The sequence below is a fragment of the Paraburkholderia bannensis genome (genome assembly GCF_014200455.1).
Taxonomy (GTDB): Bacteria; Pseudomonadota; Gammaproteobacteria; order Burkholderiales; family Burkholderiaceae; genus Paraburkholderia; species Paraburkholderia bannensis_A.
Genome location: NZ_JACHBW010000019.1, coordinates 70,851 through 88,450, shown reverse-complemented (window position 1 = coordinate 88,450; position 17,600 = coordinate 70,851). Strand labels below are relative to the sequence as shown.

Below are 17,600 nucleotides of genomic sequence, written 5' to 3'. Positions count from 1 at the left end.
ACGATATGAGCCATGGCGTATGTGAGCAAAACTGGGTGCCGGTTTGCCAGCTCGACGATATCGTGCCGAATACGGGCGTTTGCGCGCTGGTGAACGGCGAACAGGTGGCCGTTTTTCATGTCGACGATGGCGCGGCGCGCGTGTTCGCCATCGGCAACTACGACCCGAATTCGCAGGCTGCGGTGCTGTCGCGTGGGCTGGTCGGCAGTCTGGGCGAACGCATCGTGGTGGCCTCGCCGATCTACAAACATCACTTCGACCTGGCGACGGGCGAGTGCCTGGAAGAGCCGCGCAGCTCGGTGAATGCCTACGCTGCGCGCGTGGAGAACGGGCAAGTGTGGGTGGCAGCGTAGAGCCCCCGTTTCAATGGCGATGTAAATAGCTAGAGACCGATATGACGGGCAAAAGCGTCAAGACCGTATGTCCTTATTGCGGCGTGGGTTGCGGGATGGTGCTGCACGTCGAGGACGGCGAGGTCAAAAAGATCTCCGGCGACACCGAGCACCCGAGCAACTTCGGGCGCCTCTGCACCAAGGGCTCGTCGGCGCACGTGGCGCTGCGCAAATCGGGGCGGCTCGAACGCGCCTTCGTGCGCCACGCGCGCGACGAAGACCCCGTGCCGCTGCCAATGGTCCAGGCGATCGCCGATACGGCGGCGCGGCTGCGCGCGACGCTCGACGCGCATGGTCCCGATGCGTTGTCGTTCTACGTCTCCGGCCAGATGTCGATCGAGGCGCAATATCTCGTCAACAAGCTCGCGAAGGGCTTTGTCGGCACCAACAATATCGAATCGAATTCACGCCTGTGCATGGCGAGCGCGGGCAGCGGCTACAAACTCTCGCTGGGCGCGGACGGGCCGCCAGGCTCGTATCAGGACTTCGATCATGCCGATTGCTTTTTTGTGATCGGCGCGAATATGGCGGACTGCCATCCGATCCTGTTTCTGCGCATGATGGATCGCGTGAAGGCGGGCGCGAAGCTGATCGTGGTGGACCCGCGCCGCACGGCTACGGCGGATAAGGCATCGCTGTATCTGCCCATCAAGGCGGGCACCGATCTCGCGCTGCTCAACGGCCTGCTTTATCTGCTGCATGAAAACGGCCACACGGACGCGGATTTCATCGCCAGGCATACCGAAGGATGGGACGCGATGCCCGCGTTCCTGGCCGACTACACGCCCGAAAAAGTCGCGGTTATCACCGGCCTGCCTGAAGCCGATATCCGCCGCGCCGCGCAGATGATCGGCGAAGCGCCCGAGTGGATGAGCTGTTGGACCATGGGCCTGAACCAGAGCACGCACGGCACCTGGAGCACCAACGCAATCTGCAACCTGCATCTGGCAACGGGCAAGATCTGCCGTCCGGGCAGCGGGCCGTTCTCGCTCACGGGCCAGCCCAATGCGATGGGCGGCCGCGAGATGGGCTATATGGGCCCGGGTTTGCCGGGCCAACGCACAGTGCTGTCCGGGGACGATCGCGCCTTCGTGGAGGATCGCTGGAACCTGCCGCGCGGCACGCTCACCGCGAAGCTGGGCGGCGGCACCATCGACCTGTTTTCGCGCATGGCGGCGGGCGAGGTCAAGGCGTGCTGGATCATCTGCACCAACCCGGTGGCTTCGGTTGCCAACCGGCAAACCGTGGTGGCGGGCTTGCGCGCGGCAGAACTCGTGATCGCCCAGGATGCCTTTCTGGACACGGAAACCAATCAGTACGCCGATGTATTGTTGCCCGGCGCGTTATGGGCCGAAGGCGAAGGCGTGATGATCAACTCCGAGCGCAATATGACGCTCACGCAGGCCGCCATCGCGCCGCCCGGCGAAGCGATGCCCGACTGGCAGATCATCGCGCGCGTCGCCTGCGCAATGGGCTATGAAGCGGCGTTCAGCTATACCAGCGCGGCAGAAGTATTCGACGAGATCGTTAGCTTTTCGAACTTGAAGACCGGCTACGACCTGCGCGGCGCAAGCCACGCGAAGCTGCGCGAAACGCCGCTGCAATGGCCCTTCGCGCCCGATGCGCAGAGCGACCGCAATCCCGTTCGCTATCTGAAGGACGAAGGCGGCAGTTCACGCATCGTCTTCCCGACCGCCAATGGCAAGGGTGTGTTTTTCGCGCGGCCGCACGTCGCGCCCGCCGAACTGCCCGATGGCACGTTCCCGATCGTCTTCAACACGGGCCGTTTGCAGCATCAGTGGCACACGATGACGAAGACCGGCAAGGTTGCGATGCTCAACAAGCTCAACCCCGCGCCCTTCGTGGAGATTCATCCCGAGGATGCGAGTGCGCTGGGCATCGAGGCGAAGGACCGGGTGGAAGTGCGTTCGCGGCGCGGGCGCGTGGTGCTGCCCGCCGTCGTTACCGATCGCGTGCAGCCTGGCAACTGCTTCGCGCCGATGCACTGGAACGATGTATCCGGCGAAGAGTTGTGCGTGAACGCCGTGACCAACGATGCAATCGACCCTGTGTCCCAGCAGCCCGAACTGAAATTCTGCGCCGTCGCGCTCACGCGTGTTGCGCCTGATCCCGCTTTGACCGGGGAGGACGCGCCAGGCACGCAGGCAACCGACGAAGCCGATCAGGCGGCGATGCCCCAGGAATTCGACATGACCCGAATCGATGCATTTGCGAATCTACTCGACCTGGGCGCGACGCCCGAACCCATGCTTAGCGAAACGGAGCGGCAGTATCTCGCGGGCTTCGTGAATGGCTTGCGTGCATCGCGGGGCGACTCGGCAGGCAGCTCGCCGGTTCCCGTATTGCCGGACCATGCGCCGATGCGCGCGTCCACGCGAGTGTGGGTGGACGGCCTGCTGGCGGGCCTGTTCAGCCGCGCCGCGTTGCGTCCGCTGCCCGCCGTCGAGGGCGCGCAGCAGCAGGATGACGTGCAAGGCGCGGTGCGCATCGCCCACACACGCCCGAAGGTGGTGCTGCTGTGGGCGTCGCAGACCGGCAATGTCGAATCGCTGGTCGAGCGCTATGCGACGCTCCTGATGGAATCGGGTTGCGAAATCCGCACGGCCTGCATGGCTGATTATCCGCTCGCGAATCTGGAAAAGGCGCAGTACGCGCTACTGATGACGAGCACCTTCGGCGACGGCGATGCGCCCGACAGCGGCGAGCCGTTCTGGAGCGCACTCAAATCCGGTAACGCCCCGCGACTGCCTTCGCTGCGTTACGCAGTGCTCGCGCTCGGCGACCGCAACTACGACCAGTTCTGCGGTCACGGCCGCAACCTCGACGCGCGCCTCGAAGCGCTGGGCGCGCAACGCCTGATGGCCCGCGTCGATTGCGATACCGAATTCCAGAGCCTCGCTGACGCCTGGCTCGAACGCGTCGCGCTGCGCATCAAGGAGGAAGACGCGGCGCTGCACGCGGTTCCTGCGGGCGGCTCGATCCCCGAAGTGCTGCCGGGCTGCGCGCCGACGAAGGCGCGCCCTGGCGCCTCGCGGCTGCTCGACAATGTGCGCCTCAATCTGCACGGGGCGGCCAAGGACACGCGCTATTTCTCGCTGGCGACCGGCGAAGCAGGCATCGAATACGAGGCGGGCGACGCGCTGGGCGTGTGGCCGACGAACTGTCCGGCACTCGTCGACGAATTGCTGACGCTGACGCGTTTGCATGCCGATACGCCCATCGACGTGCCGGGTGTGGGCGATATGCGCCTCGCCGATGCCTTGAGCCACCACTACGAGATCGCGCGCCCCGGCCCCGATGCGCTGGCGTTGATCGCGGCGCGCGCGCGCCGCCAGGGCTTGCGCGATCTGCTGCGCGAGGAGCGCAAAGGCGATCTGAAAAACTGGTTGTGGGGCCAACAACTCGCCGATGTATTGCACGAATACCCGGTCGATCTCACCGCGCGCGAATTGACGGGCATGCTCAAGCGCCTGCAACCGCGGCTCTACTCGATTTCGTCGAGCCCGAAGGCGCATGCGGGCGAAGTGCATCTGACCGTTTCGGCGCTGCGCTATCACAACGGACGGCGCGACCGCAAAGGCGTGGCCTCAACCTTTCTGGCCGACCGCGCGGCGGCTGGCAGCGTGCCGGTGTTCGTGCAGAAGAGCACGCATTTCCGCCCGCCGCGCAGCGGCGATACGCCGATGATCATGGTCGGCCCCGGCACCGGCGTCGCGCCGTTTCGCGCCTTCCTGCACGAACGACGCGCGCGGGGCGACGCGGGCCGCAACTGGCTTTTCTTCGGCGAGCAGCATGCAGCCACCGACTTCTACTACCGCGATGAACTGGAGCAGATGCGCGGCGACGGGCTGCTCAATCAGCTCGATCTCGCGTTTTCGCGCGACCAGCGCGACAAGGTCTACGTGCAGGATCGCATGCGCGAAAACGGCGCGCAGTTGTGGTCGTGGCTGGAAGAGGGCGCGCATTTCTACGTCTGCGGCGACGCCAGCCGCATGGCAAAAGACGTGGACGCCGCGCTGAGGGCCGTGGTGGCGCAACACGGCGGTCTGAGCGACGAGGCCGCCGCGGAATACGTCGGCCAGATGGCGCGCGAGCGCCGCTATGTGCGCGACGTGTATTGAAGCCGTAATCGCTTCATGCCTGGCGGCGCTCGCTCGCCGTTGCGCGCTTCTGCAGGTACATGGCGGCGTCGGCGCGCGCGAGCAGATCGTCCACCGACGAAGGCTGATCGTCGCGCGTCATCGCGCTGCCCACGCTGCTGCGCAGTTGGTACGGTTTCTGCGCCGTGCGATTGAACAGGTCGAGCTGATTGCGGATGCGCTCCATGGCACTCATCGCGCCGTGTTCATCGGTGGAGGGGAGCAGGACGGCGAATTCGTCGCCGCCCATCCGCCCAATCACGTCGCCGTCGCGCAGCGCCGTGCGCAAAATGCCGGCGAACGCAACCAATGCGAGATCGCCTTCGGCATGGCCGTAGGTGTCGTTGATCTGCTTGAAACCGTTAAGGTCGAGATAGAGCAGCGAGGCGGGCCGCTGGGTGCCCATGCACAGCCGCACGGCCTGTTGCGCGAGCGCGTTGAAACCACGGCGGTTTGCAAGGCCTGTGAGTTCGTCGGTGGTCGCCATCTGCGTGGCGGCGATTTCCTGCTCGGCCATATCGGCGAGATCGCGCAACACGATGCGCTCTTCGTCGTCGAGCAGGCGCGGGCGGCTATCGAACACGCACAGCGTGCCCAGGCGAATATCGCCTGTGACCGACAGCGGACAGCCTGCGTAAAAGCGGATATTCGGCGAGCCGGTGACGAGCGGATTGTCGGCGAAGCGCACGTCGGTGCTGGCGTCGTTCACGAAGAACAGCTCGTCGCTCAGGATTGCGTGGCCGCAGAACGAGACGTCGCGCGAGGTCTCCGAAGCGTCCAGGCCGGGATGCGATTTGAACCATTGGCGGCCGGTATCGACCAGCGTGATGGCGGCGATCGGCACATTGAACAGGCGGCGAGCGAGACGCGTGATGCGCTCGAATCGATCCTCGGCGGGCGTGTCGAGGATCTTGTAAGAGCGCAGGGCTTGCATGCGCTCCGCTTCGTTCGCGGGTAGGGGAGGTCGAAGCATGGATGGCCGATACGATGGTCAAAAGATGCGATCGATTTTAACGCGAAGCATCGGCGCGCGGCGTGCGCAAGTGGGAGCGGATAGCGCCGGATTGCAGACCGCATTGCAAAGCCCATGCGCGAGCTTTCGAATTGATTGCGAAGACACCCAATTTAAAGCGATACGCATACCTCAAGCAGCAAGGCATGTGCCCACCGTCGCGTAGTATCTGCGGGAGCTTCTTTGAAACGCCTTGCCGGAGCCCAGAAAGCAGAACGCCCTTGCAGCCAGAAGCTGCAAGGGCGTTCTCACAACGAGGCCCTGAAAACCGGCCTGGGTTTTATCTAAAGCTTACTTCGCAGCCGCTTCCAGCACAGCGTTGAACGTGGCGCTCGGGCGCATCACTTCAGCCAGCTTGTTGAAGTCCGGCTTGTAGTAGCCGCCGATATCGACCGGCTTGCCCTGAACCGCAGCCAGCTCGCCAACGATCTTCTGCTCGTTTTCGGTCAGTGCCTTCGCGAGCGGCGCGAAGTGCGCTGCAAGTTCCGCGTCGTCCTTCTGTGCGGCCAGCTCTTGTGCCCAGTACATCGCCAGATAGAACTGGCTGCCGCGGTTGTCCAGCTCGCCGGTCTTCGGCGACGGGCCCTTGTTGTTGTCGAGCAGCTTGCCGGTGGCGGCGTCGAGCGTCTTCGCGAGCAGCTTGGCGCGCGGGTTGTTCTTCTTGATGCCGAGGTCTTCCAGCGAGACAGCCAGCGCGAGGAATTCGCCGAGCGAATCCCAGCGCAGGTGGTCTTCCTGAACCAGCTGCTGCACGTGCTTGGGAGCCGAACCGCCTGCGCCCGTTTCGTACATGCCGCCGCCGGCCATCAGCGGAACGATCGACAGCATCTTCGCCGAGGTGCCCAGTTCCATGATCGGGAACAGGTCGGTCAGGTAGTCGCGCAGGATGTTGCCGGTGACCGAGATCGTGTCCAGGCCGCGGATCACGCGCTCAAGCGTGTAACGCATGGCGCGTACCTGCGACATGATCTGGATGTCCAGGCCGCTCGTGTCGTAATCCTTCAGGTATTGCTCGACCTTCTTGATCACTTCGTTTTCGTGCGGACGGTACGGGTCGAGCCAGAACACGGCCGGCGTGTTCGAGTTCCTGGCGCGCGTGACGGCCAGCTTGACCCAGTCGCGGATCGGCGCGTCCTTCACGAGACACATGCGCCAGATGTCGCCTTGCTCGACTTCCTGCGTGAGGGCTTCGAGAACTTCACCCGTGGCGTTGTCGACGATGCGGGCCGTGCCGTCTTGCGGGATTTCGAAGGTCTTGTCGTGCGAACCGTACTCTTCGGCCTTCTGCGCCATCAGGCCGACGTTCGGCACCGTGCCCATGGTCCTCGGGTCGAATGCGCCGTTGGTCTTGCAGAAGTTGATGATTTCCTGGTAGATGCGCGCGAACGTGCTTTCCGGAATCAGGCACTTCGTGTCGGCCGGGCGGCCATCGGCGCCCCACATCTTGCCGCCGGCGCGAATCATCGCCGGCATCGATGCGTCGACGATCACGTCGTTCGGTGCGTGCAGGTTCGAGATGCCCTTGGCCGAATCGACCATCGCCAGCGCCGGACGATGCTCGTGGCAGGCGTGCATGTCGCGGATGACTTCTTCGCGTTGCGATTCCGGCAGCGTTTCGATCTTCGTGTAGAGATCGACGAGGCCGTTGTTGACGTTCACGCCCAGTTGTTCGAACAGCTTGGCGTGCTTCGCGAAGGCGTCCTTATAAAACGTGCGCACGGCGTGGCCGAACACGATCGGGTGCGACACCTTCATCATGGTCGCCTTGACGTGCAGCGACAGCATGACGCCGGTCTTGCGCGCGTCTTCCATCTGGTCTTCGTAGAAAGCCAGCAGGGCCTTCTTGCTCATGAACATGCTGTCGACGATTTCGCCGGCTTGCAACTGGACCTTCGGCTTGAGGACGATGGTTTCGCCCGACTTCGTCACGAGTTCCATGCGGACTTCGCGGTCCTTGTCGTTCGTGATCGACTTTTCGCCGTGGTAGAAGTCGCCGTGCTTCATGTGCGCGACGTGGGTGCGCGAAGCCATGCTCCACTCGCCCATGCTGTGCGGGTGCTTCTTCGCGTAGTTCTTGACGGCCAGCGGTGCGCGGCGGTCCGAGTTGCCTTCACGCAGGACCGGGTTCACGGCCGAACCCAGGCACTTCGAATAGCGCTTCTGGATAGACTTTTCTTCGTCGGTCTTCGGATCTTCCGGGAAATCAGGGATTTTGTAGCCCTTGCCCTGGAGTTCCTTGATCGCGGCGACAAGCTGCGGCACGGATGCGCTGATGTTCGGCAACTTGATGATGTTCGTTTCCGGCAGCTGCGTGAGACGGCCCAGCTCAGCCAGGTTGTCCGGCACGCGTTGTTCCTCGGTCAGGAATTCGGGGAATTCACCGAGAATGCGGCCCGCCACGGAGATATCGCTGGTCTCGACGTTCACGCCGGCCGGCGCAGCGAAGGTGCGGATGATCGGCAGAAACGCGCTGGTGGCAAGCAGCGGCGCTTCATCGGTCAGGGTGTAGATGATGGTGGGTTGGGTGCTCATCGGCTTCTTGGCGGGATCGTTAAACGAGGTGGTAACACCACCGGCTGCGCGCAGTCGGCGAAACACCTGAATTTTGCCTCAATTTCCGCCGGCCCGGGGCGGAGATCGACATGTATTTCATATTATGGAATTGCGTTGCGCCATGAAGTTTGGCGAGAAAACGGACGTCTCAGGCGCGAACGCCAGGCCGCGCGCTGAAAACGTTACCGTGCCAAAGCCCTGTTGCATAAGGAGTTTCCGGGCAAAATCCGTAATCTGGCCCCTTGGCTCGGGTTTTGCGTTTTGTCCCCTGCATTGTTTGTCAAGCTGGTGAAGACCCTTGTTCGATGCGGGGGCAATCCGCCACTCTTATAGAAGAATTTATTGCCGGTGGCCCACCTTTCACGGTCCCAATTCCTGGTCGTTTAGTGGGTTATTGGTTGCCGCAAGGGCGTAGTGGAGCGAGCCGATTTGATCGTCCGGGGGGGGCGTAGGCGCTGCCGTCATCGCCAGTGCGCTTGCTGTGGAGAACGGGGATTGCCGGTGCTTTCGCGGCGAACAAGCAGGCGGCCGACTCCAGATCAGCTTTGCCTGTAATCTGAGGCCGCTTGTTTCAATGCTTCGCGAGCAAGTCCGCAGTATGTGGGCGAATCTGAAAACCGTTCAAATTAAGTGAGGGTTAACATGCCGTTCGTCACAACCAAAGACAACGTAGAGATTTTCTACAAGGATTGGGGTCCAAAAGACGCGCAGCCGATCGTGTTTCACCACGGCTGGCCTTTGTCCTCGGATGACTGGGATGCGCAGTTGCTGTTCTTTGTGCAGAAGGGATATCGCGTCGTCGCGCACGACCGTCGCGGACACGGGCGTTCGTCACAGGTCCCGGACGGTCACGATATGGACCACTACGCAGCGGATGCGTTTGCGGTGGTCGAAGCGCTCAATCTGAAGAACGCCATTCATATCGGGCATTCGACAGGCGGTGGCGAAGTCGCCCGGTACGTCGCGAAGCACGGCGAACCGGCAGGCCGTGTCGCAAAGGCTGTGCTGGTCAGCGCGGTGCCGCCCCTGATGCTGAAAACCGCGGCGAACCCGGAAGGCTTGCCTGTCGACGTATTCGACGGTCTGCGCGCCGCACTGGCGGCAAACCGGGCGCAGTTTTTCCTCGACTTGCCTACGGGCCCCTTCTACGGATTCAACCGCGAAGGTGCGACGGTGCATCAGGGCGTTATCCAGAATTGGTGGCGTCAAGGCATGATGGGCAGCGCCAAGGCGCACTATGAAGGCATCAAGGCGTTCTCCGAGACTGACCAGAGCGAGGATTTGAAGGCGATTAACGTGCCGACGCTCGTGTTGCACGGTGAGGACGATCAGATCGTGCCCATCGGCGACGCCGCGTTAAAGTCCATCAAGCTTCTCAGGAACGGCAAGCTGAAGACGTATCCGGGGTTCTCGCACGGCATGCTGACGGTCAATGCCGACGTGCTTAACGCCGACCTGCTCGCATTCGTGCAGTCTTGAACTTGCGTGTGAATGGGTAGCTGGAAAAACGCAGGTCAACTGGCGCTTTGCTGGCGGCCGATGCCAGCAAAGCGTCACAATCGGCGCTGACGTGCAGCGGCGCATCGTCGGGTCAGAGTCGGGCCGAAGTCGGCGTGCTTCCCAGAATGGACGCGCGGCCCAGCGCTCTTCGAGCGCGTAAGGGGGCGTGTTAGCGCGTGGGCACGCCCGCGCGCCAGTCGTCCCAATGCGCGACGATGTCCTGCACCAGCGGATTGCCCGCGCGATAGAGGTTTTCGAGCGCGGGCGCGAAGCCGCCCTGGCTTGCGTAGTTCAACAGATTCGCAGCGCTCGATTGTCCCTTGTACGGACGGTCGAAGTCCGAGCCCGCGCGCAGCACCGCCACGCGGTCGAGATCCACGCGCTGTGTGGCGGCGGCGCGCTTGAGCGCCTCGTAGGTGGCGTTGTCTTCCTGCTGCGTCATGCAATAGACGCCTTTTCCGCCGGTGAGCTGACGCGTGAATTCGGTTGCGCGCGCACCGAGTTCCGCGCCCGACCACCACGTATCGCCCGCGATCGAATCGCAGCGGATCACACCGGGCGCGCGATTGGCCGGCGCATAGCGATACTTCGCGCGCGCGGCCTGCGCTTCGGGGCTATCGGAGAGCGCCACTTCGTGGCTCAGCGCATAAGCCGCCGAGGTCAGCTTCGCATTGAGCTGGAACACCTCGGTGCGATAGTCGAGCGCCGGTTTCTCGCCGGGATTCTTCGTGTTGATGCCGAGATAACCGGTGCGCCAGCCCTTTGGGCGGTGATCCGGATCGATCTCCCATTGCAGGCCGAAGTCCACCAGCCAGTCAGCCCACGCCGCCGAGCCAACCGTGCCTTGCTGCGGATTCACGCCCGCGATGCCGGCCACGAGGAAATAGGTCTGGCGTAGATCGAACTGCGGCGCGAAGGCCAGCGCCATCGTCGAGGCCGCTGCGTTGGTGTGGCCCATGCCGGTGGTCATCACGCAGACGTTGTCGTGATTGCATTGCACGGCGGGGTAGTCGGGCGAGAGGCCCGCGACCGGGATGCTGTCCCACGGGCCGAGCTTGTCGAGCCAGGTTTTGGCCTCGGGCGCGAACATGGTGACGATCATCACCTTGACGGGGCGCGCACCGCTTGCCGTGCCTTGCTGTACGAACGCGCCGGGTGCGGATGCCTGTGTGGCGGTCTGCGGGTTGCTGGCGGCGCAGCCTGCAAGCACGAGCGCCGAAAGAAGAGCGGTCAGACGCAAACGGGTAACGAAAGATGCGGAAGCAACGAAGGGCGTAGTGTTGTTGTTCATATGCGCGTTGGATTTCGTGATGTTCGTGATGTTTGCGACGCGAGGAGCGTCGTGGCGCGCTTTGGCATGGCGCGTCATCGACGCGCCATCATAAGACGTCAAAGTGTTTTCACGCGTCCAACGTGCTGCTACGTACCGTCCCGTGCGGCTAGAGCGTTTCCTTCGTCACCAGCGTGACCGGTGTTTCGATGTAGTCGGGCAGATCGTCCTGGGCACGTCGTTCCTGACACGCCTGCAGGGCCACGTCGAGACCGTAGACGGCCTGCTTTTGCCCGAACTGGTCGAGCGTGGCGAGCACGCGGCCATCCCTGATCATCGGTTTGATCGCATCGCTGGCGTTGAAGCCGGTGATCAGCACGCGGCCCGTGAGTTGCGATTCGCGCACGGCGTCCACCGCGCCGCGCGCCATGTTGTCGTTCGCGCACAAAAGCGCGCGGATGCCGGGCTGCGCTGCCAGGATCGACGCTGCCGCAAGACGCCCCTGACCATATTCCCAGTTGCCGGCTTCGACCGCGGCGACTTCGACCCGCGCGGCCTGCATGGCGTCGCGAAAGCCGGCGGTGCGCTGCTGCGCATTGAGGTCCGCCGATACGCCTTCGATGATGCCGACGCGATCACCCGCATGCAGGCGCCGCGCGAGATAGTCGCCGACGCGTTTGGCGGCGCGGCGGTCGTCCGGGCCCACATAGGGGATGTGCAGATGCGCCTCGCTCAGCGCATCGGCGTCGAGCGAATTGTCGATGGTGAGCGTGAGGATGCCGTGCTGCACGCTTCGGCGCGCGGCGTTCACCATCGCGCGCGAATCGGACGGCGCCAGCACGATGGCATTGACGCCCTGCTTGATCGCCATATCGACGAGACGGATCTGGCCGGCCGCGTCGCTTTCCGACTGGATGCCCAGCACGGTCAGCCGGAACGGGTAGGGCGCGTGCGCCTGGAAGACCTTGGCGGCGGAAATCATCGCCGTGGTAAATGGATCGGGCAGATCCTTGAGCACCAGCGCAATCGCGATGTCGCGCGGTGCGCCATTGCCGCTGCGGGCATGCGCGGCGCCGATCGCGGCAAGCAGGCCCGTGAGCACGAAGCGGCGGCGTTGTGGTTGAAACATGACGTGAGCGGCGGCGCGGGTCGCGCCAGGTGGAACGCAATGCTGGGAGTGTAAACGAGGCGTGCGGGCTGCGGTGAGGCTATCTTCGGCGCTCGCGCCGCCTCGTGCGGACTCGTGCAGCTCAAGCCGGCGCTTTGGATTCGCCCGCCGCCGCGCGCGCGACCAGATGCTCGACCATGCGCTGGGCGGCGGGCTGCAAGGCGTCGAAGGCGCGGAAGCAGACGATGAAGCGCCGCTTGGCCCAGGCGTCGCTCAAGGGGACCAGCCGCACGTTCATGATGCGCGTATAGCTCCGCCCGACCTCCTCGGGCACAACGCTGATGCCCAGATTCGCGGCAACCACGCGGAACGCCGCATCGAAATTCGATACCGTGGCGCGGTAATCCACGGTGCGTCCGCTGCGCGCCGCCGCGCGTTGCAGCAGCGTGTGTACGGCCGTGGAAGGCGGCAGCCCGACGTGCTCGTAGCCGAGCGACTCAGCGAACGCCACCGTCTTGCGGCGCGCGAGCGCATGCCCGGCCGGCACCGCGAGCGCGAGCCGGTCGCTGCGCCAGGGCCGCGCCTCCAGGCCGCCGAGTTCCACGTTGTCCCAGCACACGCCCACCGACGCCACGCCGTCGCGCACGCGCTGCACCAGTTCCTTCGAGGTGCGCTCGTCCACGTTGACGCGGATGTTCTCGTGCGCGGGCATGCGCATGAACGAGGCGAGATCGTCGAGCAGCGACTCCGCAATCGCCGATGCCGATGCGCACACGCTCACACTGCCGCGCAAACCGCTGCCGAACGCGGCGATATCGCTGACCGCGCGTTCGAGCGTGAAGATCACGCTGCGCGCATGCTCCAGCAGTGCCGCGCCCGCCTGGGTGGGCTGCACGCCGCGCCGCGAGCGGGTGAGCAGCGGCACGCCCAGATCGGCCTCCAGCTGCGCGATGCGCTTGCTGATGGCGGACGGTTCGATATGGGCGTCGCGGGCCGCATGGCCCATGTTGCCGTGTTCGCAGACGGCAACGAGCAGGCGCAGGGTTTTGATGTCGATGTCGTGCATGGGGGGGGGCTTCGCTGTGTTTCCGGCCTGGAATCTTCGCGCTTCCGAAATACCGCTTTATGTATCGGCGGGAATGTCTAAAGTTAGCACATCGGTTAGCGCATCGGCTGGCCCATCGCCGTTATGCCACCAGCCCGGCGAATGGCGCAAAAATACAGGAGACATCCCCCATGACTTTTTATCCGGCGCAGGCCACGCTACGCGAAGTCGGTCTGCGCGACGGCCTGCAAAGCATCGCCACCGTTCTGCCCACCGAACGCAAGCTCGAATGGCTGCGCGCCGCGCACGCGGCCGGGCTGCGCGAGATCGAAGTCGGTTCCCTGGTGCCCGCGCGTCTGCTGCCCCAACTCGCCGATACCGCCGCGCTGGTCGCTTATGCGCGCAGTCTGCCGGGTCTGTGCGTTTGCGTGCTGGTGCCCAATCTCAAGGGCGCGGAACGGGCGCTGGAGACCGGCGCGGATCTGATGCTCGTGCCGCTTTCGGCGAGCGTCGAACATAGTCGCGCCAACCTGCGCAAAACGCCCGAAGAAGTGGTCGCCGAAGTCGCGCGCATGCGCGCCGCGCGCGACGCCTCGGGCGCGAAGACCCTGATCGAGGGCGGCATCGGCACGGCGTTTGGCTGCACGCTGCAAGGCCATGTCGCGCCTGAAGACGTGCTCCGATACATGCAGGCCTTGCTCGACGCGGGCGCGGACCGCGTGAGTCTGGCCGATACGGTTGGCTACGCCAATCCGCGCGCGGTCCGCGAGCTATTCGAGCGCGCCCGCGTTATCGCGGGCGAACGGCTCTGGTGCGCGCACTTTCACGATACGCGCGGCCTCGCACTCGCCAATTCTTACGCGGCGCTGGAGACGGGCGTGACGCGCTTCGACGCCTCGCTCGGCGGCATCGGCGGCTGCCCGCATGCGCCGGGCGCGAGCGGCAATGCGGCGACCGAAGACCTCGCCTTCATGCTGGCCGATATGGGCATCGATACGGGCATCGACATCGACGCCTTGCTCGAACTGCGTGCCCAGCTTGCGCAATGGCTGTCGCACGAGACGCTGCACGGCACGCTTTGGCGCGCCGGGTTACCGAAGACTTTCAAGGCCGCTCAGGCGGTCGATTCGTTATCCTGAGGATGGTATGAGCACAACAAATCTGAACGCGCAAGCGCAGGCAGCGCGGCTGCCGCTGACTGGCGTGCGCGTGATCGAATTCACGCATATGGTGATGGGCCCCACCTGCGGGATGATCCTCGCCGATCTGGGGGCGGAAGTCATCAAGATCGAGCCGCCCGGCGGCGACAAGACGCGCGATCTGCCGGGGCTGGGTATCGGCTTTTTTCGTTCCTTCAATCGCAACAAGAAGAGCGTGGTGCTCGATATCAACACGCAGGAGGGGTACGCCGCCGCGGTGGAATTGATCGGGCAGTGCGATGTGATGCTGGAGAATTTCCGGCCGGGTCTGATGCAGAAGCTGGGTCTTGACTATGCAACGCTTTCGCAGCGCTACCCGCAACTGATCTATGTCTCGCACAAGGGCTTTCTGCCGGGGCCGTATGAAAACCGGCTGGCGCTCGACGAAGTCGTGCAGATGATGGGCGGGCTCTCCTACATGACCGGCCCGGCCGGGCGGCCGCTGCGCGCGGGGACCTCGGTCAACGACATCATGGGCGGCATGTTCGGGGCCATCGGCGTGCTGGCGGCGCTGCGCGAGCGTGAAACCAGCGCGCGCGGCCAGGAAGTACAGAGCGCGCTGTTCGAGAATTGCGTATTCCTGAGCGCGCAGCATATGCAGCAATACGCGATGACGCACGAAGCGCCGCCGCCCATGCCGTCACGCGTGTCAGCGTGGAGCGTGTACGACGTTTTCACGCTGGCAGACCAGCAGCTTTTCATTGGAGCGGTCAGCGACAGGCAATTCGTGACGCTATGCGAAGTAATCGGCTGCCCGGAGCTTGCGCGCGAGCCGCAATACGCGAGCAATGCCGCGCGTGTGGCGCTGCGGCCCGAACTGCTCGCGCGCCTGGGCGAGGTGCTCAAGACTCATCGCGGCGAAGCGCTGATGCCGCGGCTCGAAGCGGCGGGCGTGCCTTATGCGCCCATCGTGCGGCCGGATCAATTGCTCGACGATCCGCATCTGAAGGCGAGCGGCGGCCTCGTGCCGATGCAGACCGACGATGGCGGCGAAACAGAGGTGGTTTTGCTGCCGCTGATGATGGATGGACGGCGCCCCGGCGTGCGCCAGCCTCTCGCGAAGGTGGGCGAGCACACGGAGGAGGTGCTCGCGCGGCTGGGCGCACATCTACCGGTCTAGCGGTTTAGCGTCAACGATGCGCCGAATCGCGGGCCAATGAAGCCCGCGGGCCAGAACAACATGGAGACAGACAATGCAACGCACCCTCACCACGGACGATGCGTCCGTACGCCCCCTGGACCGCGCCGATCCAGGCCAGGCCACGGCGGCGGCGCTGTCCGCGCGGCTCGATCGCCTGCCCGCTACCTGGCAGTTGTGGAAACTCGTGCTGCTGATTTCGCTGGGCGGTTTCTTCGAGGTCTACGACCTGATTTTCACGGGCTATATTGCGCCCGGCATGGCAAAGAGCGGCTTGCTGCAAACCACGACGTCGAGTTTCTTCGGCTTTAACGGCATCGGCGCGTTCGTGGCGGCGACCTTCGCGGGCCTGTTCGTCGGCACGTTCTTTCTGGGCTGGCTGCCCGATAGATTCGGACGACGAAGCGTTTTCACGTTTTCCCTGCTGTGGTATTCGGTGGGTTCGATCGTGATGGCGTTTCAGCATTCGTCCGAAGGCCTGGTCCTGTGGCGCCTTATCACCGGCATCGGCCTGGGCATCGAAATCGTCACGATCGACAGCTATGTGACGGAAATGGTGCCGCAGCATATGCGCGGCCGCGCCATGGCATTCAACCAGGCCATCATGTTCGCCGCCGCGCCCGCTTCGGCCCTGTTGTCGTGGTGGCTCGTGCCGATTGCGCCACTCGGCGTCGACGGCTGGCGCTGGGTCGTGCTGGCTGGGGCGCTGGGCGCGGTGATCGTGTGGTTCGTGCGCCGCGCGGTGCCGGAAAGCCCGCGCTGGCTTGCCACGCATGGCCACATCGAAGCCGCGCAAAGGCAGATCGCGCGTCTGGAGCAGGCGGCGATGCACGAGAGCGGACGCGATCTGCCGCCGCCCGCGCTCGCACCGGCCATTCCCGCACATCGCAGCCCGACGCTCGCCGGCTTGTGGCAGCCGCCGTATCGCGGGCGGCTCCTCATGCTGGTCGCGTTCAACTTCTGCCAGGCCATCGGCTATTACGGCTTTGCAAACTGGGTGCCGACCTTGCTGATCGGGCAGGGCATTCATGTCACCCGCAGCCTGTTCTATGCTTTCGTGATTGCGATCGCGCTGCCCTGCGGGCCGCTGCTTGCGATGCTGGTGGCCGACCGGATCGAGCGCAAGTGGCTGATCGTCGGCTCGGCTTTCGCGGTGCTGGTGTTTGGCTTGATGTTCGCCCAGGCGCGCTCCGCCGCGGCGCTCGTTGCCCTGGGCATTGCGATCAGTCTGGCCGGGCAGATGATCTCGGTGTGCTATCACGCCTATCAGGCCGAACTGTTCCCGACTGCCGTGCGGTGTCGAGCCAATGGCGTGGTGTATTCGGCCAGCCGCGTGGGCGCGATGTTATCGGGCTTCACCATCGCGGCGCTCCTGCGCGATGGCGGCGTGCAGGGTGTATTCACGGGGATCACCCTCTGCATGCTGGTGGTGATGGTGTCGATCGGCGCGTTCGGGCCGCGCACGAATGGCTTGTCGCTCGACGAGCTATCGCACTGACTGCAGAGTTGATTTCGGCTGAGCCGATACGGATAAAATGCCGCCGGGTTGTGCAATCCGACGGCATTTTTACGTGAAAAATATCATGATTTAATGCGAGTGTTATTCGGTAAAGTTTGTATTTACCAAGAAAAATGCATGTTTTCTGCGGGCGTTTCAAGTCGTGATTGCAACGCTGCTTGCTACAGGATGACACAGGAAGCTTTTCCGGTAACGCAAGTCCACGCTGATCAGCGTGCATTGCGCGCCGGCTTCGCGCAGCGCCGCCGCGATGCCCCAGTTCGATCCGCCCGAGCCCACCGGTGCGACCAGCACGAGACGCGCACCGATCGCGCCGGATTGCAGCTCGCCGAGTTAGTAAGTAAGTAGTTCTGATGATGTAATTGGCCGGGATGATCTTCATCGCCTTGAAAGCGAGCATATGCAACTGCGCGTCGATCGGGCATAGCGTCGCGCATCCCGTCGAGTGCGGACGCGTAGCGGAGCATGAAATCGTTCTATGCGTCGGTGGATTGGCGGCTACGATGCCGTGCCAGGCGAGCTGTTCGAGCGGTTGTTGCGGTCTGCTTTGGAGAAATTGCGCCGTGGCGCGTGGGTGCTACGAAGGTTTGCGCGATGTCATCGCGCCGCGGGAATGGTTGCGGGCGTAACTGGGTCGCTATGTGTGGAGTCTGGGGTGACGCGATTCAACGGTCAAATGCAACTAACAGCCAGCCTCAGCAAAT

12 protein-coding genes are annotated in these 17,600 nt (G+C 64.0%); 6 read left to right on the top strand and 6 right to left on the bottom strand.

Features of this window, described 5'->3' with window-relative positions:
• Nucleotides 1–5 precede the first annotated feature (5 nt).
• Both nirD and F4827_RS27490 read left to right on the top strand, forming a co-directional pair.
• Nucleotides 6–353: a nitrite reductase small subunit NirD gene (gene nirD / locus F4827_RS27495; protein ID WP_183730140.1), complete on the top strand. Its 348-nt coding sequence runs from the start codon at nucleotides 6–8 to the stop codon at nucleotides 351–353.
• A gap of 41 nt (nucleotides 354–394) precedes the next feature.
• Entirely contained in the window at nucleotides 395–4,534 is a 4,140-nt protein-coding gene (locus tag F4827_RS27490; RefSeq protein WP_183729984.1) for a bifunctional nitrate reductase/sulfite reductase flavoprotein subunit alpha, read from the top strand.
• A gap of 13 nt (nucleotides 4,535–4,547) precedes the next feature.
• Here the strand turns inward: F4827_RS27490 and F4827_RS27485 are convergent, their stop codons facing one another.
• Nucleotides 4,548–5,525, bottom strand: a complete 978-nt coding sequence (locus tag F4827_RS27485) for a diguanylate cyclase (RefSeq protein ID WP_183729980.1) — start codon at nucleotides 5,523–5,525, stop codon at nucleotides 4,548–4,550.
• Between the two features lie 330 nt (nucleotides 5,526–5,855).
• The gene (locus F4827_RS27480; RefSeq protein ID WP_183729977.1) at nucleotides 5,856–8,096 is read right to left on the bottom strand and encodes an NADP-dependent isocitrate dehydrogenase; all 2,241 of its coding nucleotides are present in this window, start codon (nucleotides 8,094–8,096) and stop codon (nucleotides 5,856–5,858) included.
• Between the two features lie 663 nt (nucleotides 8,097–8,759).
• Between F4827_RS27480 and F4827_RS27475 the strand changes: the two genes are divergently transcribed.
• Nucleotides 8,760–9,596 (top strand): alpha/beta fold hydrolase, encoded by an 837-nt coding sequence (locus F4827_RS27475; RefSeq protein WP_183729974.1) that lies wholly within the window; start codon nucleotides 8,760–8,762, stop codon nucleotides 9,594–9,596.
• Nucleotides 9,597–9,786: 190 nt separating this feature from the next.
• Here F4827_RS27475 and F4827_RS27470 read toward each other — a convergent pair whose 3' ends face one another.
• The 3 genes from F4827_RS27470 to F4827_RS27460 all read right to left on the bottom strand — a co-directional run bounded on the left by F4827_RS27470 (nucleotide 9,787) and on the right by F4827_RS27460 (nucleotide 13,061).
• A complete protein-coding gene (locus F4827_RS27470) occupies nucleotides 9,787–10,908 on the bottom strand; it encodes a purine nucleoside permease (protein ID WP_183729971.1) in 1,122 nt (373 codons plus the stop codon).
• 148 nt (nucleotides 10,909–11,056) lie between these two features.
• Nucleotides 11,057–12,016: a substrate-binding domain-containing protein gene (locus tag F4827_RS27465; protein WP_183729969.1), complete on the bottom strand. Its 960-nt coding sequence runs from the start codon at nucleotides 12,014–12,016 to the stop codon at nucleotides 11,057–11,059.
• A 121-nt stretch (nucleotides 12,017–12,137) separates the two neighbouring features.
• On the bottom strand, nucleotides 12,138–13,061 hold the full coding sequence (locus tag F4827_RS27460) for a LysR family transcriptional regulator (RefSeq protein WP_183729966.1): 924 nt from the start codon (nucleotides 13,059–13,061) through the stop codon (nucleotides 12,138–12,140).
• A gap of 170 nt (nucleotides 13,062–13,231) precedes the next feature.
• On the opposite strand from F4827_RS27460, the gene F4827_RS27455 reads away from it, so the two are divergent.
• The 3 genes from F4827_RS27455 to F4827_RS27445 all read left to right on the top strand — a co-directional run bounded on the left by F4827_RS27455 (nucleotide 13,232) and on the right by F4827_RS27445 (nucleotide 16,875).
• Nucleotides 13,232–14,179: a hydroxymethylglutaryl-CoA lyase gene (locus F4827_RS27455; RefSeq protein WP_183729963.1), complete on the top strand. Its 948-nt coding sequence runs from the start codon at nucleotides 13,232–13,234 to the stop codon at nucleotides 14,177–14,179.
• 7 nt (nucleotides 14,180–14,186) lie between these two features.
• Nucleotides 14,187–15,359, top strand: coding sequence for a CaiB/BaiF CoA-transferase family protein (locus F4827_RS27450; protein ID WP_183729960.1), 1,173 nt, complete (start codon nucleotides 14,187–14,189; stop codon nucleotides 15,357–15,359).
• 73 nt (nucleotides 15,360–15,432) lie between these two features.
• The gene (locus tag F4827_RS27445; protein WP_183729957.1) at nucleotides 15,433–16,875 is read left to right on the top strand and encodes an MFS transporter; all 1,443 of its coding nucleotides are present in this window, start codon (nucleotides 15,433–15,435) and stop codon (nucleotides 16,873–16,875) included.
• Nucleotides 16,876–17,031: 156 nt separating this feature from the next.
• Here the strand turns inward: F4827_RS27445 and F4827_RS27440 are convergent, their stop codons facing one another.
• The gene (locus tag F4827_RS27440) at nucleotides 17,032–17,190 is read right to left on the bottom strand and encodes a hypothetical protein (protein ID WP_183729954.1); all 159 of its coding nucleotides are present in this window, start codon (nucleotides 17,188–17,190) and stop codon (nucleotides 17,032–17,034) included.
• Between the last annotated feature and the right edge of the window lie 410 nt (nucleotides 17,191–17,600).